The organism is Peribacillus sp. TH14 (assembly GCF_016651145.1).
Taxonomy (GTDB): domain Bacteria; phylum Bacillota; class Bacilli; order Bacillales; family DSM-1321; genus Peribacillus; species Peribacillus butanolivorans.
The window spans coordinates 2,833,868-2,858,305 of record NZ_JAEKEK010000001.1 but is presented as its reverse complement, the minus strand read 5'-3'; the positions used below and the strand labels follow the sequence as shown (position 1 = coordinate 2,858,305).

At 35.5% G+C, this 24,438-nt stretch carries 20 protein-coding genes and 1 riboswitch; of the genes, 8 read left to right on the top strand and 12 right to left on the bottom strand.

What is annotated here, in order from left to right; genetic code table 11:
• The first annotated feature begins 191 nt into the window (after positions 1 to 191).
• Positions 192 to 334: riboswitch (cyclic di-AMP (ydaO/yuaA leader) on the top strand.
• Between the two features lie 342 nt (positions 335 to 676).
• Positions 677 to 2,023 (top strand): TrkH family potassium uptake protein, encoded by a 1,347-nt coding sequence (locus JFU50_RS13930; RefSeq protein WP_201222929.1) that lies wholly within the window; start codon positions 677 to 679, stop codon positions 2,021 to 2,023.
• Positions 2,024 to 2,046: 23 nt separating this feature from the next.
• Complete coding sequence (locus tag JFU50_RS13925) at positions 2,047 to 2,703, top strand: potassium channel family protein (RefSeq protein ID WP_053347790.1); 657 nt, start codon at positions 2,047 to 2,049, stop codon at positions 2,701 to 2,703.
• A gap of 82 nt (positions 2,704 to 2,785) precedes the next feature.
• On the opposite strand, the gene JFU50_RS13920 is transcribed toward JFU50_RS13925, so the two are convergent.
• The 4 genes from JFU50_RS13920 to JFU50_RS13905 form a co-directional block, all read right to left on the bottom strand.
• Positions 2,786 to 3,193: a DUF2283 domain-containing protein gene (locus JFU50_RS13920; protein WP_201222927.1), complete on the bottom strand. Its 408-nt coding sequence runs from the start codon at positions 3,191 to 3,193 to the stop codon at positions 2,786 to 2,788.
• Between the two features lie 138 nt (positions 3,194 to 3,331).
• The gene (locus JFU50_RS13915) at positions 3,332 to 4,165 is read right to left on the bottom strand and encodes an STAS domain-containing protein (RefSeq protein WP_201186839.1); all 834 of its coding nucleotides are present in this window, start codon (positions 4,163 to 4,165) and stop codon (positions 3,332 to 3,334) included.
• Between the two features lie 361 nt (positions 4,166 to 4,526).
• Positions 4,527 to 5,231: a class I SAM-dependent methyltransferase gene (locus tag JFU50_RS13910; protein WP_056526292.1), complete on the bottom strand. Its 705-nt coding sequence runs from the start codon at positions 5,229 to 5,231 to the stop codon at positions 4,527 to 4,529.
• Between the two features lie 131 nt (positions 5,232 to 5,362).
• Positions 5,363 to 5,977, bottom strand: coding sequence for a class I SAM-dependent methyltransferase (locus JFU50_RS13905; RefSeq protein WP_201186840.1), 615 nt, complete (start codon positions 5,975 to 5,977; stop codon positions 5,363 to 5,365).
• A 169-nt stretch (positions 5,978 to 6,146) separates the two neighbouring features.
• Between JFU50_RS13905 and JFU50_RS13900 the strand changes: the two genes are divergently transcribed.
• Complete coding sequence (locus JFU50_RS13900) at positions 6,147 to 6,476, top strand: PadR family transcriptional regulator (RefSeq protein ID WP_201186841.1); 330 nt, start codon at positions 6,147 to 6,149, stop codon at positions 6,474 to 6,476.
• A gap of 15 nt (positions 6,477 to 6,491) precedes the next feature.
• Positions 6,492 to 7,211 (top strand): pentapeptide repeat-containing protein, encoded by a 720-nt coding sequence (locus JFU50_RS13895; protein ID WP_201186842.1) that lies wholly within the window; start codon positions 6,492 to 6,494, stop codon positions 7,209 to 7,211.
• Between the two features lie 270 nt (positions 7,212 to 7,481).
• Here JFU50_RS13895 and JFU50_RS13890 read toward each other — a convergent pair whose 3' ends face one another.
• From JFU50_RS13890 to JFU50_RS13870, 5 genes are all read right to left on the bottom strand, one after another.
• The gene (locus JFU50_RS13890; protein ID WP_201222924.1) at positions 7,482 to 8,705 is read right to left on the bottom strand and encodes an MFS transporter; all 1,224 of its coding nucleotides are present in this window, start codon (positions 8,703 to 8,705) and stop codon (positions 7,482 to 7,484) included.
• A gap of 481 nt (positions 8,706 to 9,186) precedes the next feature.
• Positions 9,187 to 10,158, bottom strand: coding sequence for a UDP-glucose 4-epimerase GalE (gene galE, locus JFU50_RS13885; RefSeq protein WP_201222922.1), 972 nt, complete (start codon positions 10,156 to 10,158; stop codon positions 9,187 to 9,189).
• 92 nt (positions 10,159 to 10,250) lie between these two features.
• On the bottom strand, positions 10,251 to 13,856 hold the full coding sequence (locus tag JFU50_RS13880) for a CDP-glycerol glycerophosphotransferase family protein (RefSeq protein WP_201222920.1): 3,606 nt from the start codon (positions 13,854 to 13,856) through the stop codon (positions 10,251 to 10,253).
• A 486-nt stretch (positions 13,857 to 14,342) separates the two neighbouring features.
• On the bottom strand, positions 14,343 to 15,248 hold the full coding sequence (galU, locus tag JFU50_RS13875; protein WP_201222918.1) for a UTP--glucose-1-phosphate uridylyltransferase GalU: 906 nt from the start codon (positions 15,246 to 15,248) through the stop codon (positions 14,343 to 14,345).
• Positions 15,249 to 15,717: 469 nt separating this feature from the next.
• A complete protein-coding gene (locus JFU50_RS13870) occupies positions 15,718 to 16,359 on the bottom strand; it encodes an NAD(P)-dependent oxidoreductase (protein ID WP_201222916.1) in 642 nt (213 codons plus the stop codon).
• Between the two features lie 213 nt (positions 16,360 to 16,572).
• Here JFU50_RS13870 and JFU50_RS13865 point away from each other — a divergent pair, with 213 nt between their 5' ends.
• A complete protein-coding gene (locus JFU50_RS13865; RefSeq protein ID WP_201186850.1) occupies positions 16,573 to 17,013 on the top strand; it encodes an Rrf2 family transcriptional regulator in 441 nt (146 codons plus the stop codon).
• A 149-nt stretch (positions 17,014 to 17,162) separates the two neighbouring features.
• Here the strand turns inward: JFU50_RS13865 and JFU50_RS13860 are convergent, their stop codons facing one another.
• A complete protein-coding gene (locus JFU50_RS13860; protein WP_053347803.1) occupies positions 17,163 to 17,573 on the bottom strand; it encodes a disulfide oxidoreductase in 411 nt (136 codons plus the stop codon).
• A gap of 3 nt (positions 17,574 to 17,576) precedes the next feature.
• Entirely contained in the window at positions 17,577 to 18,284 is a 708-nt protein-coding gene (locus tag JFU50_RS13855; RefSeq protein WP_201222914.1) for a DsbA family protein, read from the bottom strand.
• A 448-nt stretch (positions 18,285 to 18,732) separates the two neighbouring features.
• Here JFU50_RS13855 and JFU50_RS13850 point away from each other — a divergent pair, with 448 nt between their 5' ends.
• The gene (locus JFU50_RS13850) at positions 18,733 to 19,179 is read left to right on the top strand and encodes an Rrf2 family transcriptional regulator (protein ID WP_201186855.1); all 447 of its coding nucleotides are present in this window, start codon (positions 18,733 to 18,735) and stop codon (positions 19,177 to 19,179) included.
• Between the two features lie 219 nt (positions 19,180 to 19,398).
• Here the strand turns inward: JFU50_RS13850 and JFU50_RS13845 are convergent, their stop codons facing one another.
• Positions 19,399 to 22,515: an SH3 domain-containing protein gene (locus JFU50_RS13845; RefSeq protein WP_242489043.1), complete on the bottom strand. Its 3,117-nt coding sequence runs from the start codon at positions 22,513 to 22,515 to the stop codon at positions 19,399 to 19,401.
• Between the two features lie 731 nt (positions 22,516 to 23,246).
• Here JFU50_RS13845 and JFU50_RS13825 point away from each other — a divergent pair.
• Together JFU50_RS13825 and JFU50_RS13820 are read left to right on the top strand one after the other, a co-directional pair.
• Complete coding sequence (locus JFU50_RS13825) at positions 23,247 to 23,852, top strand: protein kinase family protein (RefSeq protein WP_056520214.1); 606 nt, start codon at positions 23,247 to 23,249, stop codon at positions 23,850 to 23,852.
• Between the two features lie 31 nt (positions 23,853 to 23,883).
• Positions 23,884 to 24,327: a DUF6376 family protein gene (locus tag JFU50_RS13820; protein ID WP_201222912.1), complete on the top strand. Its 444-nt coding sequence runs from the start codon at positions 23,884 to 23,886 to the stop codon at positions 24,325 to 24,327.
• The last annotated feature ends 111 nt before the right edge of the window (positions 24,328 to 24,438 follow it).

Sequence of the window (24,438 nt, the reverse complement as noted above, 5' to 3'; positions counted from 1 at the left end):
AGAAACATAAAATTACTGGATGTTATTTTTCAAATTTATCGAACCTATCATAATGTCCCAACTAATTTTTGTCAATAAGTTTTTAATATGTAAAAAAAACGTAAATTTTCTGTTTTGTTCTAGCAAATTTTTTTTACAATTTAGGGGTTTACAACTAGTAAATGATGGGAGTAGAATACGTTTATCAATTTAATGCATTTCGGCCTAAACTCAAGTAAATTGATTACGGAGGAACCAATCATTTGGGGTTAATTCTGCCTTGCAGAAAGGATGAGATCAGCTCTTTCGCCATCCTACCCGTCAGCTAACTTCGTCGGCTAAAGCGAAGGAGGTCATAAGACCGCCTATTTCAGGGGCTTTTTTGTTTGCTTTTCTGTAACAAAATAGCAGCCAGATGTTATGTAGGTCTTTTTATTATGCTTTAAAAAAGGATTTCCAAAGAGAATTACCTAAGCTTGATTAAGGATAATGAATACCTTTTTTCACAAATAAAAGGGCTTGTGCAGAATGGGCGCATGTATAGCAAAAGGAACTTGGTCTATTGATTGTTTATCTAGATGGATGACGAATGGAATGCAGTACGAGCGAAATACTAACCCTATCACTGGATAATGGTTGGTTATCTGTGGATATATTACGTTTGTTAGTAGGTTGCTAATTCATTAACAGGGTAAGGATGATCAATTTGATAAAAGCAAAAGATTTGTTAGATCCGCCAAAAATTCTTGTACTTGGCTTTGCCTTCCTGATACTTGTTGGAGCCTATTTATTAACCCTGCCGATTTCCACTGAAAATGGGAATGGTCTTTCTTTTCTAAATGCTTTATTTACCTCAACCTCTGCTACATGTGTAACAGGGCTTGTCGTAGTAGATACGGGAACCACTTTTACAACATTTGGAGAGTTGGTCATTTTATCACTCATTCAAATAGGCGGCTTGGGGTTTATGTCATTTGCGACGCTTTTCTTTTTCTTATTAGGCAAAAGAATTTCTTTAAAAGGCCGGTTAGTCTTGCAGGAGTCTTTAAATAATTTATCTATGGCAGGTGTAGTTAAGTTAGTAAAAAGGATTTTAATTTACACTGCCATTATTGAAATTTCAGGTGCCGTTATACTATCGATTCGCTTTTCTTTTGACATGCCAATAGGCAGAGCAATCTATTACGGCCTTTTTCATTCGATTTCCAATTTCAATAATGCGGGCTTTGACTTAATGGGAGGGTTTAGGAGCTTGACTACTTATGCATCAGATCCTTTCGTAACCCTTACAGTCGCTTCCCTGATCACATTAGGCGGTATAGGATTTATCGTGATGAATGAAATTTACGAATACCGTGATACCCATCGTTTGTCTGTACATACGAAGGTTGTACTGATGGCTAGCTTAATCCTTACAATTGGAGGGGCCATTTTAATCTTTATATTTGAATTTGGAAATGCCAAAACATTGCAGCCTTTATCTTTCATGGGGAAAACGTTGGCTTCTTTGTTTCAATCCGTTACTCCGAGGACAGCAGGTTCTAATACATTGAATATCCCTGATTTAACACAACCCACATTGCTGTTGATCATTTTCTTGATGTTTGTTGGGGCTTCACCGGGATCGACTGGCGGTGGGATTAAAACCACCACATTAGCGACGCTGATTGGAACGGTTTGGTCACAGATTAAAGGAAAAGAAGATGTGGTATTGTTTCGGCACCGTATTGTGAATGAAACGATATTTAAAGCATTATCCGTTACCTCCATCGGGATATTTATCGTTTCAACCATCACCATTCTGCTGACTATTACAGAAACCGGAAGTGATTTCTTGACGGTTTTATTTGAAGCCACTTCAGCATTTGCTACCGTGGGTCTCTCAATGGGATTAACCCCTGAATTATCCCCCATTGGTCGGATGCTCATTATTTTCACAATGTTTGCGGGCCGGGTTGGACCTTTGACTTTTGCTTTTGCTATCGCAATGAGACGTAAACCAGATCCATTCCGCCGTCCAAAAGGCAAAATCATGATTGGTTAATCATTAATGAGGGAGTGTTAAAGATGGGAAAACGACAATATGCCGTTATCGGTTTAGGAAGATTCGGAACGAGTGTAGCTCATAGATTATATACAGCCGGACAAGAAGTCTTGGGTATTGATGTAAGCGAGGAAAGAGTCGAGAATGCAGAATTAAGTGTAACTCATGCAGTTATGGCTGATACTACCGAAGAAGAGGCACTAAAATCCATTGGAATCCGTAATTTTGATTGTGTCATCGTAGCCATCGGAAATGATATGCAGTCAAGCATTTTAACTACATTGCTTTTAAAGGAACTAGGAGTGAAAAAGGTAATAGCAAAAGCTCTAAATAAACATCACGGTCAAGTGCTCGCTAAAGTTGGTGCTGACTGGGTTATCTACCCTGAAAGAGATATGGGTGAACGGGTCGCTAATCAACTCCTATCACCCAACATGCTGAACTATATAGAACTCTCAAAAGAATACAATATCGAGGAAATCATTATACCCATAAGCATGACAGGAAAAAGTCTCAGAGAGCTTGATTTACGTGCGAAATATAATATTAGTGTTATTGCCATCGTGAGTAATGGAGAAATTATCATAGCTCCATCACCTGATCAGAATATCCTTGAAAAAGATATGCTTTTAGTGGTTGGTAATAAAGAAGACCTAGCCGTGTTTGCAAATATTGAATAACCTAGGTCCCTAACCAAGGAGCAGGCTACCCTTTCATTGGTTCCGGCTTTCGCTGTACGAGATGACCTAAAAAAGATTGGGCTTATCCGCCAATTAAGAATGCCTCATCGTATGAATCTGTGTCATAAATATCAATCCCTATAAAATCTAAACAGTCAGCATCCGAAAAGTGAAACACTATTTTCGCAGTATCTGGATGAGTAACTGATTGTTTTACTGATTTATCATGCAATCTGAAAGAGTAAAAAATCTCATTATCAGCAGTAGTTGCCTTTTTGAATATATGTACTGTATCAACAAGATGTTTAATTTTTATCGCAGTAGCTCCCGCTAATTCAATTCCGATGATCGGAACGTCGTTACAAAAATCTAACATTATATCATTATTTTGTGGGAGCTCATCCGTATATGAAATTTTGTATTTATATGGTTCAGCCAAGTAAATATAGCCCATTTCTGCTTCATTATCATATGTTACTTGTTTATCCAATGGTCCACCGTCCTCAATCTATTTTTCTCTTCTACTTGAAAACCAAATCTCTTTAATACTTCCTTACCATTTAAGTAAGAATTCCCCCAGTTAAACCATTTTTAGCTTTATGGCCTTGTGTCCCAGCCCGTAGATAGTTTATTCATTTGTATTAATCGCTTGGGCCAAAGTGGATTTTATCGTTACTTTATCAAAAGGCAGTTGAAGTTGCACAGCAGTAATAGCTATGTCTGGACGAAGTCCCGAAAGAGTTGTATCAACCCCAATTAGATGTAAGGATTCAATCAATTTTGACAGTTGTTGAGCAGATACACTGTCGATTGCATGAACACCTGATAAGTCTATAAAAAGCCTAGTAACATTTTTTTCTGCACATATTTGTAACGTGTTTTCAAGCAAGAACATCCCTCTCATTGTGTCAATATCGCCAATAAGGGGAAGTAACGCGGTGTTATCGTTTAGTGATATGACAGGAGAGCCTAATTCATTAATCGTATCCTGTTGAGCTTTCATTATTTCATTAGAATATCTATTATTAGCTTCAGTAAACCTCTCTAGAACTTCACTGAACACTTTGATAACAATTCGATACCATGAATTTATTTCCTTTTGCGAGTATTGACCTTCATTTAATGATACAAATTGCTCAATAAAATCTAGATATTGCTCCTGCGTTCGAAAAAATTCTCTTAATATAAAATAGATGGGTGTTTCTAAATGCTGCCCATCCTGTGCGATTTCTTCAATCCACTCATCAAAATGCCTAAAGAATTCTGATTCCTCTTCTATAAACACCTGAAAAAAATGTAAGTGAAAATCGTTATTTTGTAGCTTTAGTTTTTTAATTACTTCGGGATTAGCTGAGCTATAAACGCCTATCACATCATTTTTATTTAAGGTTTCGTACCATTCCTCTGTCAATTGTGCTGCTTTGTCTAATAGAAATGAATGTAATTTTTGGTTTCTATGCATAAATTTCTCCACCTATTTAATTTTTTATAAAAATAGCAGTCTAGTACTCGCTTCTATTTACCTCGTATACTTCAATAGAGGTAGGTCCTCACTATATTCCCAACAATATCCACAACCTCATTGTTATTATAGTTTAACATTTATGTTTTTTACCGACAATTTTTTCGCAATCCAATATATTCAAGGTATCTTAAGGAACCTCTATCAAAATTGAATTTTTCACAAAGAAAAAAGGATCTACACTCAGATCCTTAAAGTTCAATTTACTATTTTCATCATAAAGTTCATCCACACTATCTACAAAATCTCATCAGAGATCTTCATTATTATCTGAATGCCATCGCCCTATAGTTCACAAAAATTACTTTTTCCTAAATAAAGCAGTCCATAAACCAGAGACCCCAAAGACTTCATTAGACCGCTTAAATTCCTTCATTTTACGTATTTCTATCTCTTCAAAATCCTTAAAAATCGTTCTTAGTTTTTCCTCAGTAAAACCTAACCCGCCTCTAAGACTTCCTAATCTATATACTTCCCAATCTGAAATATCTGCACCACCTAATATTCCTCCTTGAACAAAACAAGTAATCGCATAGAAACCCTTAGGCTTTAACGCCTTTTTCACCATTTCTATATAATTCATTCTTCTATGTGGAGCAATATGATGAAAGCAACCTGAATCATAGACGGTGTCATATTTTCCTTCTTCAATATCTAAGTCAAAAATGTTTTTTTGAATAAAATTTATGTTCACTTTCTTTTCTGTTGCCCACTCTTTTCCCCATTCAAGAGCTTCTTTTGAAACGTCAACAGCATCAACTGAGCAGCCCTTTTGAGCAAAATAAATGGCATTCCTTCCAGGACCACATCCAAGTTCAAGAACCTCCCCTGAACCAAGTAACTCTCTGTCAAAATAATTAACTAAATTCTCGTCTGGTAGGTTTTCAAAAAAGGGAATCTCCTTTTCACGATCTTCATAAAAATCATTCCAGAATTTAGTTGGTTCACGCAATAACGAGTCCAGCATTTCTAATAAATCTTCATAGTTATAAATCGTTTCAGACAAAATATCCCCTCTTTCCAATTAAATCCTTCCAACTAATTGTACTGAATTTCAAAAAAATTATTCACCTGAAGTTCTTGCTTCATAAAGACCCTTAATCATTGTTTCCTACTCCTTAGAAAGGCACGTCATCTTCATTTGCAAATTATTATCTTTCTATACATTCCATTCATCATAATCGATTGATCTTCTACGATTTTTAGATTTTTATCATGTCTATGATACAAGTCTTCAAACCGCAAGCCAATATCTGTACCTAAAACCCTAATAAAAGGTCTAAGAAGCTTCTTTGGTAAAGATAGCTGTTTATTTTTAGAGATAAACTTATCGAATATAATTATTTTCCCATCTTGTTTTAAAACCCTAATCATTTCTTGAAAACATTTATTTGCATCAGGCACTACTGAAAGGACCAAACTTCCAACTATATAATCAAACGATTCATTGTTGAATTCCATATTTTGTGCATCCATCTCTAAAAATGTGATAGAGGTATTTCTATATCTCTCCATTGCTTTTTTAAGCATATCCTTTGAAAGGTCTATTGCTGTTATCTCTAAGTCAAAGTGCTTGATTAACTCTATGTCAGCACCCGTTCCTACGCCCACAAACAGAACTTTGTCTCTGCTATTAAACGATATCTCATCAAATACTCTTCTTCTGGCATTAAAAAAAAGATTTGAATTGAAAACTTTGTCATAAATTGGAGACCAAATCTTATATATCACTTTATTCCAAGAATTATTCAACATTCACCACTCCCAGATATCTCTTAACACTACTTCTACAAATCATAATAAATTCCTTCCAAGTATGATTGCATAAAGGACAATTAAGAAAAAAGGCCACACCTAAAGAGTAATATTACCTTGACTGTCATAGTAATATGTTATAAGTTATACCAAAGGAGGTGAGGATTTGGTTCAACGAAAACTATCCTCTGACCTACTACGCGGACATGTTGATACGATGATTTTAAAACTCCTGCAAAGTGGCGATAAATATGGTTATGAAATTAGTAAATTGATATATGTGAGTTCAAATGAGCAGTACGAAATAAAGGAAGCAACAATGTATTCCAGCTTAAAACGTCTTGAAAAAGACGAATGCATCATCTCCTATTGGGGAGATGCTACACAAGGCGGCAGAAGAAAATATTATAAAATCACCGCAATCGGAGAAGACACATATACGCAAAACAAAAATAACTGGGAGCAGGCCAAGCAAATACTTGAACGCCTCTTGTAGAAAGGAAGATAAAATGTGATTGAAAAACTAAATGCACATGTTCACAGCATTTTTGCTCCGTATCAAAATGCCAAAACAGCAAAGGAACTGGAAGAAGAACTGCTGCAAAACTTAATAGAGAAATATAATGACTATAAACAAAAAGGTTCTAGTGAGCAGGAGGCTTATAGATTAACGGTGGATTCAATTGGAGAAGTGTCAGAGCTCCTAGAAGCATTTAATCTCCAATACAGTGAGCTTGAGCAGGCGATAAACATGGACTATTCCAGGCAACGCTTATTGGATTCCGACTTCCGCTCGGTTTCGGTGCATGATGGAAAATTTAATTCCTGCGATTTAACCCGTTCTGATTTCAGCCATTCTGACCTGACGAACAGCACATTTAAAAGCAGTAACTTAAATAATTGTATCTTTGAAAACGTCAATTTAACGAGTACCCTATTTAAAAGTTCAAACTTAAAGGGAGTCATTTTTAAAAATAGTAGCTATAATAAAACCCACTTTAAAGGCTGTAATTTAGCTGGTCTTATCTTTGATGGGGAAACATTTAACCAAACCATTTTTGAGGGCTCAACATTGAAGAAAGCATCATTTCGCGACGCAACACTCAAGAATGTTCAATTTCGAACGTCTGATTTAAAGAAAATCGACTTTGAGGGTGCGTCAATGGATAAACTTACTTACAACTTTTTAATTGGAGCTAAGGTTAATCTTAGCAACGTAACAATACTTTAAAGGAGGGATTTTTATGAGTTTACCAATCGCCATTGTAGTATCTACCTCAATCATATGTGTGACTGTGTTCATAACTGCTGTGACATTAAAAGGGATGAGCATGGGAGACTAATTCAACAGCAACATTTTATCAAATTCCCCTTGCTAAGACTGAAAAAGTGTAAGTAGCCTTTCTTTTTTCCTTAAGTAGAGTGGCTTTACACAAGATTTCATCTAAATGGTAATGTCTTAGCTTGGGTTTTTATGTTTATTTAACATTTCCCCTCTAATTTAAGAAACAGAACGTTCCCCTTTATTCGAGTTATCAATGAACTTAAAGAAAGGAAGTAATATTCCTAATAAAGATACAGTGCAGATAATGCTTCCTATTAAAAAGTACAATGGACGTATCCCCCAGATATCACTCAAAAATGTACCTGTTATTACCCCTAATAGCATCGTACTTCTAATAATAAATAATCGAACCGAGGATATTTTCCCCATTAGATGATTAGGTACGCTTTGTTGAAAAATAGTTTTATTATGAATACTAAAAATAGCCATAGCTATTCCAGCAAGAATTTCAGTCAAGAATGCAACAACTATACTATTGCTAATACCTAAGGAGATATATGTTAGACCTCCGATAATTAATGCTCCTAACATCAAAACCCTGCGACTCTTATGTTTTATTTTACTTACAAGCATGGAACCAATTACATACCCTAAAGGGAAACTAGCCATAAAATATCCGTACTCTGCATAACTACCAGATAACTCACCAGTGATATAGGGAAGAGTGATAACCATCGTAACTCCCACTCCAAATTGAACAAACGCCAAAAAGACTCCTAACCAAACTATGAGGGGTTGTCTAAAAAAATAGGATAGACCCTCAATGAATTGGTTTAACCATGATTTGCGTATAGATAATGAGACTCTTGATTCTTGGATGAACAGCAGTATAAAGCCACTTGTAATAAGCAATAAGCAAACAAGCGGTAATGTGGTTTTAACACCTAAGTACTCTACAACGACTCCCCCTGCAATTGGTGCCAAGAACGTCATTAATCGAATCGTTCCATCTAAATAAGCATTTGCAGCGCTTAGCTGGTTCTCAGGAACAATTGTAGGCAAAATTGATTGATTAGCGGGTGAATATAAGGGCGTAATTAAACCTACTATGATTTGGACTGTGAAAATGTGCCATGCTTCAAGATTCCCCGTTAATAATGAAATAAGTGGGATAAGAAAAATTACACCTCTACTCCACTGTGAAAGTATCATCGTCCACTTACGGCTCCATCTATCAATAAAAGGGCCAATAAATAATTGCAAAAGCAGGGATGGTACAAAATATAATATCCACATACTTCCCAAAGCCATAGTGGAACCTGTAAGTTGATAGATAAGAATTGAATTACAAAAGGTCCCAAAGGCAGCGCCTAATTCAGAGATCACATTACCGATCCATATGAAGAGAAATGAACGGTTCTTTAATATATGCTGATTCATTTAACCTCTCACCTTTCTCTTCATCTGTTAGTCCATCTTATTCTAAGATGACACCTGCTGAACTTCCTTTATTTGATTTATTACTAAATGCATCACACTTGAAATTTTCCCCAATTTTAAGTATGACGTCTCCTAGTAAATGAATGATAATCCTTTTAGTTAGTACTTCTATATTCTTATTAAAATCCCTTTTACGACCAGTTAATCTATATTAAGAGAAAGACTGAAATGATAGGGGTTTAATTTATTTTTGAAATGAAAACGTTTATCTAAACAGATTAATGATCGAGGAAATGGAAAATTCGAGGCGAAAGGTAGAAGCCTCACTCCACTAACCGTGCAGGATAGTGACACCTGAAAAATAAAAAAAGAACGACTTTTAAACAGAGTCGTTCTCTCAAATAAAACAATCGAATTTTTAATCTTTACTCCAGTATAGTGAACTAGTAAGAGCTTGCTGCCCTATTGGGTGTGTATTCTTTTAATTCATTTGAGATTTATGCCATTTCCATGCACTTTCAATAATCTCGTCTAAATCTATTGCTGCTTTCCACCCAAGATCTTCATATATCTTATTGGCTGAAGCAACCAGTCGAGCTGGATCTCCCTGCCGACGATCTGCATATTCTATATTCGGTTTTACCCCGGTGACTTTTTCACATGTGTCTATTACATCTTTAACCGAAAATCCTTTTCCATTCCCAAGGTTGTAGATTGCCGTATTCTTCTTCCCAGACAATAGGGCTTGAAGAGCTAATATATGTGCTTTAGCTAAATCCGTTACATGAATATAATCACGAATACAAGTACCATCTTGTGTGTCATAGTCTGTACCAAACACGGAAATCTTCTCCCGTTGACCTAATAAATGCTGTAAAATAATAGGAATCAAGTGTGTTTCTGGGTCATGGCTTTCACCGATTTCTGCCGACTCATGTGCTCCAGCCGCATTAAAGTATCGCAAAACAACATAATGAAGTCCATATGCATGTGCAAAGTCACCTAAGATTTGCTCTACCATCAATTTCGAGCGACCATATGGATTAATCGGATTAGTTGGCTGTTCTTCATCAATTATATCTACATTTGGTATCCCGTAAGTAGCTGCCGTAGATGAAAAAATGAAGTTCTTAACATCATGCTTGAGCATAGTATTTAATAAAGTAATAGTTGAAGCAACATTATTTTCATAGTATTTATAAGGGTCTTGAACAGACTCACCAACTAAACTATTAGCAGCAAAATGCATAACAGCCTTAATTGGATATTTAAGAAATATATCATTTAAAACCGCTTCATCCCCTAAATCCCCTTCTATCAAGATGGCCTTCGAATCAACCAGCGAACAAAAACCGGTAGAGAGATTATCTAGAATAACCACCTCTTCTGTATTTACTAACTCTTTTACAAGATGACTTCCAATATAACCTGCACCGCCAACGACTAAAATCAAATTATATTTCTCCTTTCGAAACTACCTTCACTTGCCCTTACACTGGGAGAGGCTTTTTTCTTACTAAATTAGCGAAATGAGCCTCCAATTATTTATAGGCATTTCTTGAAGGTTTCCATGGCTAATGCATTATATTGATGGTAATCAAATTTTTCTAGTTTAGTGTTAGCATTACTAGCCATCGTAGATAACCCTTTTTCAAGCCCATTTATGCTATTTTCAACAAGTAAACCATATTTACCGTTTTCCAAAACGGTCCGGTTCGCAACAATATCAGTAGCCATGATTTTCATTCCTAACGTCATTGCCTCTAATAAAACCATAGGCTGCCCTTCATAATGTGATGACAGTACAAAGCAATCACATTTCTCCATAAACGAAAATGGATTTTCAAGCTGACCCAAAAGATGTATGGAATGATTTAAATCCAGCTCTTCAATGATGGCTTGTAAATCTTCCTTTAAAGGACCTTGGCCTAAGATATACAGCTTGCTATTTTTGTGTTTCTCATGGAAGCTTGCGAATGCACGAATCAAATTATCTTGACCTTTTTCAGGAGATAATCTTCCCATATTGACAAAATTAAAATCATTTTTATTAGGATATGGGACGAATTGATTATTTACTTCCAACCCATGCACTTCTTGTACGATTAACGCCTGTTTATCCAACCAACCTAGGGATATCCCGTCCTTTAATATATGAGTATACGTACCAAGTTGAGTAACTGCTTCTTTATCGAATTCAACAATCCACCCATTAAAGGTTGGCCCATCTTCCACGATCATGGCATCTTGTAACCCATACGGTTTATCCCAAATATTATAATTTCCTAACTGGATTTCTGCAGTGCCGCGCACTTCCCGTTCTTTTAACACTATTGGCTCGTCTATCATTTCAAAGGCCCCCGTATTTAGCCAGCCAATTTTCTTATTGTCTATTACGAAAAGGTAATAGCCGCCTTTTCTGGTTCTGTTGTATTTTATGATTTTGACGGTTTGCCCTTCAAAATCGATTGCCTTAGTTACTCTTTTAGCCTTGTAATTCGGATAAGCCTTTGACCAAATTGTATGGTCTTCCGGTTTAGTTATTTTTCCATACTTCTGTTCACTGGTGTTTACTTCCTTCAACGTTCTATTATCAATCTTATCAATGAATTTTTTATTACTTTTATAGTTTCTGGATATCATATACTTTCTTTTAAAAATGATTTGCGACTTGTCCTTAAAGCTCGTGTTTTCATTGATTGTACACTGTTCAAGCATGGATAAAGCTGAATTATCCACCCAGCCGATTACCGTACGATTTACGGATATTCTACTATAAATCGAATGTTGGGTTTTTACTTCCTTATCGACCTTCACGATTATGCCTTTAAAATCTTGACTGCCAGAAACTTTGTATGAACCTTCAATCTTATATGGCATCGACCAAATGAAGTTTCCTCTTGGTCTTACTAGCCTTGCGATTTTATCAAGTTCCTTTTCGTAAATAATACTGTCTGGCAAGAACTCTACAGCCTCTTCGTTAATCCAGCCGATTATTTGATTGTTGAAGCTGAATTTGTAAAATGTATTATGATTAACATTGGCTTTTCTAGAAATCATAATTTCAGCATTTTCAAATCGTTCTTCTAGAGGGAATTGAATGGCATCCACATTCCCGGGAAGGGTATTCCAAGCATGATTATTTCTAACATCCCTTAATATCGCTCTTGCTTTGAAATTCTCTGTAGTAGTCAATGAACTTTCGTTATTTTCTACGAATTCAGATTTCTCTGAATCTATTTGAAGGATTTTATCCGGGTTGATAGAATTCATTACATAGTCAAATTTATCATAGTCTGCATACTGCATTAGATTCTTTCGGTTTAATTCCATTGTTCCCTTAGAAACACTTACAAGTTTATCAAATCGATTATATACGGAAAAAAGTCCCCTTAGATTTATCCGATGAGGCCTCCTTCCATTAATCACTCGCTCACTATCAGATAGCAAATCATTATGCATATAACAAACTTTCTTTTTTGTGTCTGCAGCTAGGAGGAATTTAGCCCAATAATGGCTATACCCACTAAAATCAATAACAAAATCAAATTTAGTTTTACCGAATAAACGTGCATGTTCTCTAATATAGGCACTTTCCGGGTAAAACTTTTTCCCTAAGAAGCCTGTTTCCCCTCTGTTATGGATGAATTTATCCTTATACACTTCCAAAAATTTATACACAGGCAATCCAGGTTTAAAAAGAAAACGCACATTCTTATTTACCTTGTCCATATTTTTTAAGACCTCATACGAGTGAGGAGTAGCAGTAAAACAGCTTACATCATATTTGTCATAATCAATGTTATTCATTAAGTTAAGAAAAGAGGATGTAATTCCGTTATCCCTCAATCCGCCAGGATAAATCAATATTTTTTCCTTTGAGGAATCTAGACCAGTAATTGTGTTTAGTTCTTTCGTAGACTTATTAAATAGATTAAGGACAATTCTCTCTGTTACATTCCCATCCTCGTAGTTTGTGAACTTTTGCTGCATGTTTTTATATTTATCAGAATAAAACAGTTTTACATTTTTAATATCTTTAATTGCATGAGCTAATTCTTTTGAGTTAAAAAGCATTGGGCCTGGAAGTTCATCGTTTTGAAGATATTGCCCTCTTTCCTCTGTATAAACATCCGTATCCCAAGTGTAAAATAGAATTGGCTTATTAGTAACAAGGAAATCAAAGAAGATACTAGAATAATCAGTAATAAGCAAATCAACAGTAGCAAGCAATTCATTTGTATCCACATAATCAGGGATTAACCTATTTTTAATTTCTGTATGCTTATTAGCTTCTTTATATAGAAAAGGGTGCACCTTAATCAATAAATTATATTGTTCACCGATTTGACTTTCTAAATAATTTATATCTGCAATGATTTGAAGAATATCATTATCCACTTTGGCAAGATTTGTTCCCTTCCAAGTTGGGGCGTATAAAATATTCTCTTTGCCATCGTTGATTTTCAAACCTAGAGTTCTTAGATAGTCCTTAAACTCCTTCGGATTCGTATTAAGAGTTAAATCGATCCTAGGATATCCTTCTTCTACAATTTTCCCTTTATACAATCCGTTTAACTTATAGCTTCGTGTAAATATGTCTGTAGTATGGGCATTAGGGCTCAAAATATAATCTGCACTTAAAAAGTTCCTTACAACGTTTTGAGAGACCGAGGGGTTGCCTGGTATGTCAAAGCCCATACTCTTAAGTGGTGTCCCATGCCATGTATTAATGTAAATTTGGTCGATTTTAGGTATGAAGAAAGATTGGAATGTTGAGTTATTGATTAAATACTCACTTGTTGCTAAATACTTTAAATAATCCTTTGAATTACGTTGCACAAATTTAACATTAGGCATATCTTTATACTTCGATATGACACCTGAAAGAGCACTAAAATTTTGAATAGACCATATATGCATAAAATCTTTAAAGTCTTGATTTTCTATCATATATTTAAACATCGCGTAGGGACTGTCAGTTATACTGTTTCCATCACGACTCTCATATAGAATTGTGTTTTTTTGCACGTTTAATTTCTCATAATACTTTGCATATCTATTTACACGTTGATGTTTTTCCTTTAATAAGAAATTAGCAATCGGCTGTTTAAGGAAACTAACTTTTCTTTTTATTACCTTCTTATTCACCAAATAGGCATCCCCTTTTATGAATTAATATTCACCATTCAAAATTACAATTACCTTTCATTAACAAAAATAACAACTATGAATGATCAATAGTTGGAGATTTTTTGATATTAAATTAAAACGAAACAATTTGATAATTAGCGAGCAAATAAACGAACCCCTTACTTACTGCTTTTATACTCTTTGTTGTGTAGAAAGATACTTCCTTTATCCTTGGCAAGTAAATTATTTCACAAGGCCTAAAATGAGAAATTGAAGTGTCCCATAGCTATAAGCTCTCACATTTTTCACCATAATTTTCTTCAAACGGTTTTATCCAGAAAGATAATTGAAACTTCCGTCATGTTTATGGGAAGCAATCAACGGATAATTTATTAAATTAATCCGTTGAAATGACAGCGATAAACAACCAATATCTTTGATAACTTACATAAATGGCTGAAAAGGTATTCATCCAATATTATCTAGAGAGTGAAAGTAAATAATCTATTTGCTTACTGCCTTATGCTTTTTGAGTATACTTTCCAATTCTCTTAAAATGTCGTCTCTCAATTCAGGACGTTGTAGGGCAAATTCAATGGTAGTTTTTACAAAGCCATCTACAACTCCGACATCATGTCTTTTCCCTTCAAAATCATAGGCAAATACTGTTTGAATTTCGTTTAGTTTTTGAATGGCATCAGTTAACTGAATTTCACCACCAGCACCAGTTTCATGCTTAGCTAAAAAGTGAAATATTTCTGGGGTTAAAATATATCTCCCCATAATGGCTAAATTAGATGGAGCTGTTCCTTGTTCTGGTTTTTCAACAAAGTTATTAACTTCGTACCTTCTACCATCTTGAGTAAGCGGGTCAATGATACCATACCTATGCGTTTCGCTTTCATTAACGGATTGTACGCCAATAATAGACGAACCTGTCGCATCATATTCATTTATTAATTGACGCAATGAAGGTACCTCGCTTTGAACGATATCATCACCTAAAAGTACGGCAAATGGTTCTTCGCCAATAAAATTACGGGCACACCAGATAGCATGTCCAAGGCCTCTCGGCTCTTTCTGCCTAATGTAATGGATATTGGCTAAATTAGATGGATATTGTACTTTCTCCAATAAATCAAATTTTCCATGATCCCTCAAATTATTCTCTAGCTCATAGGCATTATCGAAGTGATCTTCTATCGCACGTTTATTCTTTCCTGTGACAATAATAATATCTTCAATGCCTGATTTCACAGCTTCTTCTATAATATATTGAATAGTTGGTTTATCCACTATTGGTAGCATTTCTTTTGGCATTGCCTTTGTAGCAGGTAAAAACCTTGTTCCCAATCCCGTCGCAGGTATAATTGCCTTTTGGATTTTTTCATTAATTTGTAGCTCCTTCATATGACCTTTTAAAAAACTACTAATTTTTCCATCTAATATTTATAGTAACATAGACTTGGTTTTTGTAAACAATTTATCCTAAAAAATCCATTTAAGTTGTAGTTGGATACATAATTGTAATTTAAAGCTAATTAACACATCCCAATTACTTAGGTACTTAAAGACCCATACTTAAGAGAAACCTTTTAATTGAGGGTGACTGCCTGTCTAACATTATTTCCAACTATATCACTTGGTTCAAACCCCTAATGAAACTACTTCTTCGACAAAGTTGGAACTGCACTCCCCCTCTTACCTCTTTGACAAGAGAAAACATCACATATTCCGTTCAGTTTTTTGTCTCTAAACCAAATACAAAAACGGAGAGACTGAAAATCCCTCCGTTTTTTGACTATATTTTAATTAAGCCATTAATTTTTTCTATTTAAACATTATAAAGTTTAAGTTTACACTCATAAATCGTTACGAATTATTCAGCTTCCGAAACAACAGTAAAGCGTTCATTTATGTGCTGAGGGCTTTCAATTTCATCTAATACTGCAATAGCAAAGTCAGCATAACTTATATAACTTTCACCTTTTGAGTTTACAAGGATGTTATCTTTCCCTAATTTATACCCACCTGTTCTTTTGCCTTGTGGATCAAAGAATGCAGAAGGACTGATAAACGTCCATTGAATTCCACTAGCATTTTGTAAATCCTCAAGGTTTTTAGATTGATTAGATGCTGTTGCAAAGTATTCTTTAGGAAAATCCGGTGTATCTAGTACGCGAGTTGTTTTCGCTTCGTCGACAAACAGACTTCCTGCACCACCAACAACAAGCAATTTAGTATTAGGTGCATCTTTCATAGCTTCAATTAAGACTTTACCAGCTTCAACATGTAGATGTTCATGCCCTGGAGCAGCCCCAAACGCATTTACGACCACATCAAATTCTTTAACATCATCTGCCTTCAAAGCAAATACGTCTTTTTCTAAAACTTCAGCTCCTTGATTTTGTACTTTCGCTGCATTTCTGACAATAGCCGTAACCTCGTGGCCTCTAGCTATAGCTTCTTTATAAATCAGACTCCCAGCTTTTCCACTTGCACCAATAATAGCTATTTTCATTTTAAAACTCCTCCTATAGTCGTCTTTATATTTAGGTTGTAACTAATTTGTTTACATGTAATAATATAAGTTACAGGATGACGTTTTGTCAATTTATTTTATCCAAACTTTAGTTTACTAATAACTTTTGTGAGCAATACTAACTTGTAACTACTCGAATTACATGTTAAGTAATTTATACTTAAATATAGAGATTTTAAAGGAGAGAAAAAAATGTCTATCAGTACCCGCTTTTCAGTAGGAATCCATATACTATCTCTTTTAGAAGTAAATAAAGAGGGAGTTAATACATCTGAATTTATCGCAAAAAGTGTTAACACCAATCCTGCTTTAATAAGAAAAATCACTGGCATGCTAAGAAATGCAGGTTTGGTAAATGTTCGGCCAGGTATTGCTGGAGCTACTTTGGCTAGGGAATTATCCGATATTACATTACTCGATGTTTATCAGGCTGTTAACGTCGTGCAGGATAAAGAATTATTTGGGATTCATGAACAGCCAAATCCAGCATGTACCGTTGGAAGAAACATACAAGATACAATTGGACCCATTTTTTCCGTTGCAGAATTAGCCCTAGAAAAGGCATTAGGAGTAGTAACTATTGAAGATGTTGTAAAAGATATTTTAGAAAAAGAAAAATTTAATAATCAGTAATGTATATAGAGGATTTTGGGGAAGTACATCAACTTTACGAAATGGTGCAAATTAAATAAAGGCACCATTCATTGTAGAGGTAAAATGAAACCATTTCCACAACGAAAGATGCCTTTATCAAAGGGTGTATTAATTTAAAGATTACTTACTCAATCATTATTGTTCTTACTCATAAGTATTCCCATACATACAGTAATAAATGAAAAAGCAGTAAAAGCTAACAACGGAATGGTGATAAATCCAAGCCAGTTAATATATTCTCCTGAACAAGGAACACCACTTTGACACATTTCGAACTGTTGAAGAGCAGGGATTTTTTGCAAGCTATAGTGATATCCTGAAACCAACATACCTAAAATCGACAAAGGGAGAATATAACGATAAATTTTTAGTTCCTGGTCATAAAAAGCACGGCCTAATAAAAAAACCAATGGATACATCAGGATTCTTTGATACCAACAAAACGTACATGGTACATAATGAAGAACCTCACTAAAATAAAGACTTCCAGATGTCGCAATGATAGATATTATCCAGGAAAATAACAGTGGCTTATTCATGAATTATTTCTCCTTCGCAGCTTCATCTACCATTTTCACTAAATCCTCAAGTGTATTTCCTTCAAACTTCTTACCATTAACAAATAAGGAAGGTGTTCCAGATACTCCTAATTCGGCCGCAGTCTCCATATCTTTGTTCCATGAATCCTCGGAAGAATCTGCTTTAAAAGATGTAACAACCTTTTTGACATCACTATCATTTACGATTTCTTTCAAGGTTTCTTCTAAAAACTTGTCCGTAAACACATCTTCTTTTTCATATTTCTGATCATCTGGCTGTTTACTGTATAACAGCTCATGAAATTCCCAGAAGGTATCATTTCCTAATTCCTTATAAACAGTCTCCGCGAATTTAGCGGATCGTATTGAATCTACGTTAATAAACGAATAATTCATGAAGTAAAATTGTGCTTTTCCGGTGTCAATCAATTCACTTTGAATAGAGGGAAAGAAATTCTCCTCAAATGATTTACAGATTGGACATTTATAATCACCAAATTCAACAATTTGAACAGGAGCCTTTTTATCTCCTAAATAGGGTTGTCCTTTATAATCAATTTCAAAGGCTACATCTTTTTCTTTTCCATTTGCTAAAAATATAAAGCCGATAATAATAACAGCAATTAACCCTATGATCCAAAATGTGAATGTAGACGATTGTTGTTGTTTATTATTTTTTTTGTTTTTATTGTTTTTATTGTTTTTAGTCATCTTATACCTCCATACTTATGTATTTGGGCAGAAACACTTCGTGGAGGTTCGGTTTTCAAACTCCTTTTGCTTCTACATTTATTGATACTTACTACATGTCACGAAATAATCAGCTTCCGAAACAAAAAATTCTTTCATGGATATACTAAGGTTTTTCTATTTCATCTAATGCGGTACTACCAAAATTAGCACCTAAAATGCCAATTTCCCCCTTCTACTTTTCCGCCCTGTAACTAATTCATTTACATGTAATAATATAAGTTTCAGGAGAGTGTTTTGTCAATTACACGTAACTTTTATTTTGGCTCTTAACACACCTTCCATTTTTTAACACTTTTCAAACTAAAAACTGGGTTATCTCTCTAATTTTTTTAACTTGTAACTACTTGTATTACATGTTAAATAATTTATACTATTTAAGTATAGAGATTTTAAAGGAGAGAAAAAGATGTCTATCAGTACCCGTTTTTCAGTTGGAATCCATATATTATCTCTTTTAGAAATAAATAAAGAGGGAGTTAATACATCTGAATTTATCGCAAAAAGTGTTAACACCAATCCTGCTTTAATAAGAAAAATCACTGGCATGTTAAGAAATGCAGGTTTGGTAAATGTTCGGCCAGGTATCGCTGGAGCTACTTTGGCTAAGGAATTATCCGATATTACATTACTCGATGTTTATCAGGCTGTTAACGTCGTGCAAGATAAAGAGTTATTTGGAATCCACGATAACCCAAATCCAGCATGTCCCGTTGGAAGAAACATTCAAGATGCAATTGAACCTATCTTTTCAATTGCAGAACTAGCTTTAGAAAAGGCATTAGGCGTAGTAACTATTGAAGATATTGTAAAGGATATTATAGAAAAAGAAGAATTAGGTAAACGGACATTCTAAGGAAGATCAGCTTATCTATTAGTGATATTTGTTTATTTTTGTAGAAAAATCGATATAGAGATAATTTCGAAGATAATATGCTTTTTTCGTAGATATATTCCTTAATTCGAAGATAAGATGCCTGTTTCATAGATATATCCTCTCATAAGGAACAAAGTAGTCTGCGAATAATAGCTTAAAGTAAAAACACATGAGATATTCTCATGTGTTTTTACTTTTTTATTTATATTTAGGAATTTCAATCGTCAATTTATATGAATCTAATAAACTATACAAATTATAAATCTGTTTCACTTGTTTTGTTGCCCAACCAATATCAGTTGCGTACTGGTGTGAAGCATATCCATATTTCTCTGAGGCTGTGGGATTCCATCTCATTTTGTATAGCGTATCCTGTCCAGCAGAGATATATCCTTTGGCGATGAATTCAGCACCGCCAATGATTGCCGCTTCTGGAGTGAACCATCCTGCATTATAAGCATATTGTGCACCACTGCTTACCGCTGATCCATCATATGCTCCTACTCCATACATATTATAGACCGTTCTTCCATTCACCTTGACACCTGTCGCTAACGGTGAAGTCCCGTTCCCCGTCTCCAACAAAGCGTGTGAAATAAGATAAATCTCATTTACCCCATATTTTTCTCCTGCCGAAGTGAAGGTTGCAGCATGGCCTTGTAAGATACCTTTACCCGAAAGGATTCTATCATTCACTTCAGAAACATTCATGTTGGTCAATTGAGAGAGCTTAACGAATTGGAACGAATGGACTGGATCATTCACAAAATTATCAGGGTTGATATTATATTTTATATCTTCTGGACTAGCATTTACCCATGTCTTGTTATAATTCACTTCATACCAATAGTATCCGTCAGAGCCCTTTACTTTTGATTTAATATCCAATGATTGATTATTGCTGACAGCCCCCACTACCCAATAATTAGATCCGGCTCCGCCCCTTACACGCCAACTGGTTCCTTTTACCGTGCCTTTTGTTGAATTGATTAAAGTTAACCCATCCTCACGTATGTAGGTTTTATACTTTTTATCCGTTTGACCATTTACAGCCATTTGAATTTCAACCATCTTGTCCATCGTAAGATTATACTCTTTATCAACCCTGATGATCGTTCCATTCGAATTCCCTGGACTTTCTGGTGCTTTGGCTGATAAATATTGCGAACTTACATATCCTGTCTTTCCATTCGCCGTGATTCTTGACCACCCATTAGACTCCGAATAAACTGTTACTGCCGTATTGTTTACAAGTTTAGCTATAATCGAAGCGGAAGTTGATGCTGAAGAGCGCATATTTAAATTAGAGCCATCAACCACTTTTACATATTTAACTACCGTGGTTTCTTCATCGTCTGGATCCGGATCCGGGCTTTCCGGGATAGAACCAGGCTTCGTTGTTGATAGATATTGCGTACTAACGTACCCTTCTCCACCATACGCTTTAATTTTTGACCATCCATTCGATTCCGATATGACTTCTACCTCTACACCTTTTGCCAATTTCACAATGATGGAAGCGTCTTCTGACGGTTTATTCCGCATATTGAGCGTCCCCGAACTTACATTTACATATTTCGTCGTCGTTTTTTCAGGTATAGATGGTGTGGATTCCGTTTCTGGCTTTGTTGTCGATAAATATTTGGTACTGACATACCCGTCTTTTCCATCAGCCTTGATTTTTGCCCAACCGTTGGATTCTGAATACACCGTTACCTGCGTGCCTCTCGATAGCTTCGCGACTATGCTGGCACTTTCCGTCCCACTTTTCCGCATATTGAGCGTCCCTGAACTTACATTTACATATTTCGTCGTCGTTTTTTCAGGGGTGGATGGTGTGGATTCCGTTCCTGGCTTCGTTGTCGATAAATATTTGGTGCTGACATACCCGTCTTTTCCATCGGCCTTGATTTTTGCCCAACCGTTGGATTCTGAATACACCGTTACCTGCGCGCCTCTCGATAGCTTCGCGACTATGCTGGCACTTTCCGTCCCACTTTTCCGCATATTGAGCGTCCCTGAACTTACATTTACATATTTCGTCGTCGTTTTTTCAGGGGTGGATGGTGTGGATTCCGTTCCTGGTTTCGTTATCGATAAATATTTGGTACTGACATGTCCTTCTTTTCCATTAGCTTTGATTTTCGCCCAACCTTTAGATTCCGAAAACACCGTTACCTGCGTACCTTTCGATAGCTTCGCTACTATGCTAGCAGTTTCCGTTCCACTTTTTCGCATATTGAGCGTCCCTGAACTTACATTTACATATTTCGTCGTCGTTTTTTCAGGGGTGGATGGTGTGGATCCCGTTACAGGCTTTGTTGTCGATAAATATTTGGTACTGACATGCCCGTCTTTTCCATTAGCTTTGATTTTCGCCCAACCTTTAGATTCCGAATACACCGTTACCTGAGTGCCTTTTGAAAGCTTCGCGACTATGCTCGCAGTTTCCGTCCCACTTTTTCGCATATTGAGCGTCCCAGAACTTACATTTACATATTTCGTCGTCGTTTTAACAGGGGCGGATGGTGTGGATCCCGTTACAGGCTTCGTTGTCGATAGATATTTAGTACTGACATATCCTTCTTTTCCATTGGCTTTGATCTTCGCCCAACCTTTGGATTCCGAATATACCGTTACCTGCGTGCCTTTCGAAAGCTTCGCGACTATGCTGGCAGTTTCCGTCCCACTTTTTCGCATATTGAGCGTCCCAGAACTTACATTTACATATTTCGTCGTCGTTTTAACAAGTACTTCAGCTTTATTTACCGTTCCTGGCTTCGTTGTCGATAGATATTTAGTACTGACATATCCTTCTTTTCCATTGGCCTTGATCTTCGCCCAACCTCTGGATTCCGAATACACCGTTACCTGCGTACCTCTTGTCAGCTTCGCTACTATGCTTGCACTATCCGTTCCACTTTTTCGCATATTGAGTGTTCCGGAACTTACGTTTACATATTTCATCGTCGTTTTAACTGCGGTAGTAGCTGTGGTTACCGTTACAGTCTTCGTTGTCGATAGATATTTGGTACTGACATATCCTTCTTTTCCATCAGCTTTGACCTTCGCCCAACCGTTAGATTCCGAATACACCGTTACCTGCGTACCTTTCATCAACTTCGCTACTACGCCGGCGTTTTCAGATGCACTTTTCCGCATATTGAGCGAACCTGAACTTACATTTACATACATGTTACTAGTTTCTATAGTACTTATTTGTTCTGCAGGTAGTGGAGCTGCAGATATTTTTTCTTCGAAAGCAACTGTAGACAATACTGCAAAACAGAAAGTCGGTATAATTAATTTCTTCATTCCATTCTCCCTACTAAAGAATTATATTTTTACCATTTATTTAAATATCGGTTAAAATCATAGTTGTTTTATAGGTATTTATCCTTATTCATTTAAAAATATATCATATTTCCTAGTGTCTTCAGATCTATAGAATCGATTTTAACAAAATAGTAATCTAACAGACATTTAAGTAATCAAATAGATATAATTGTAATATAGTCCACGTCCCAAAGTTAAAACGGAAAAAATACGCTATTGGATGACAAATAAAACCGAGCAGAATTAATGATGAATGCAAAAAAAGCCCCTCTTCCAGAGGAGTTATTTAGAAAAAATATGAAGATTTAGTTTTGAATTTATTACTCACTTCAGAACAGCCTAACTCCAATTGAAATAATAATTAACGTTCGACTAAATAAAAGCACATTTTTAAAAAAAGTCCGGAATATATATGTAGAGTAAGACATCCAATCCTTTTGTTTGACGCTTTGTCATAATAAACTATATAATTACTTATATATACTTATAGGAATCCTTCTGTTAAGGGGAGTAGCTATACAATAAAGTCGTCAATACAGGATTTTATCCTCGGCTTTATTGGCAACTAATTTTCAGTTGTTTGCAAGACCTTGCCGATTATTTGGTGAGGTCTTTTAATTTTTAAAGACGGTATAACCAACAATCGGTTATACCGTCTTTTTTATTGAAAAGAATTTGAAGCGATAATACTACTAATAGAGGTGAAAAGTATGCAGCAATATAGTGAATTAGCTCAAAGTGTCAAGATTTCTCATGATAAAAATAATACATTACTAGATGCCGATCATTCTTTATCACTTATTGGAAAAGGCCGAAGTGCTTATGTATTTAGAATACATTCTACCAATAAAGCAATGAAAGTTTTTTTTCCGAACCATACTCACACGGCTAAAGTAGAAGCTGAGATATACCAAACTGTTCAATCTATCGAATACTATCCAACTCTTTATGACGCGGGTGAGAATTATTTAGTTATAGATCACATCGAAGGCAACACTCTTTTTGAATGTTTAACATTAGGAATTCCGATAACGGAAGAAAACATAAAAGAGATTGACCATGCATTACAATTAGCAAGGAAAGAGGGATTAAATCCTTCAGATATCCATTTAAGAAACATCTTTATCACTTCTGAAAAGAAGGTGAAGATCATTGATGTTGCAAGGTTTAAGCAAGTGAAATCCTGCAATCAGTGGCACGACTTGAAAAGTGCTTTTCATCTCTTCTATTCGAAGTCATTTTTCCCGAAGAAAATCCCTAGCTTTATACTGAATTCCATAGCAGCGATTTATAAAAAAAGATTCTTACCCATCTAATCATCACTATAAAATCACATTGGAGGAACATATGAAAAAAATTATAATCATTGCTTTTATGTCCATCCTTACATTAAGCGGGTGCTCGCTTTTGGGAGAAGTCAATTCATCATTGGAATATGCAGATAATGCGACAGGGTATGTAAGTACAGTTAAGGAATTTGCCAATGAAGTGCCCGCATTGTCCCAAGATGCCGTCACTGATACCGAAGCAAGAGAAAACCTTGAAAAAGAACTACAATTGATGAAAACGGAGATTGAAGAATTTAATGCAACTGAACCACCCCAAATAGCAGAAAGCATCCATGAAAAAATCGTCAGTTCTAACCAACAGCTGTCAGATGGAATTGATTTATACCTAAATAATATTGAAAATGGTCAATTCGACCCCGAGGCACTAGAAAATTCAGAGATAATGAAATCCATCGAGAATATAACAAGTCTGGCAAACCAAATTGAAGAATTGGGTAATTAAGCAGACGGGCTGGATTGTTTTAAGCGCAGTATTTCTCTAAAATCATGAATAAAAATAAATGCATGGAGACAAGTTATCATTGACATGAAACCAAAAGGTTTTATATAATCA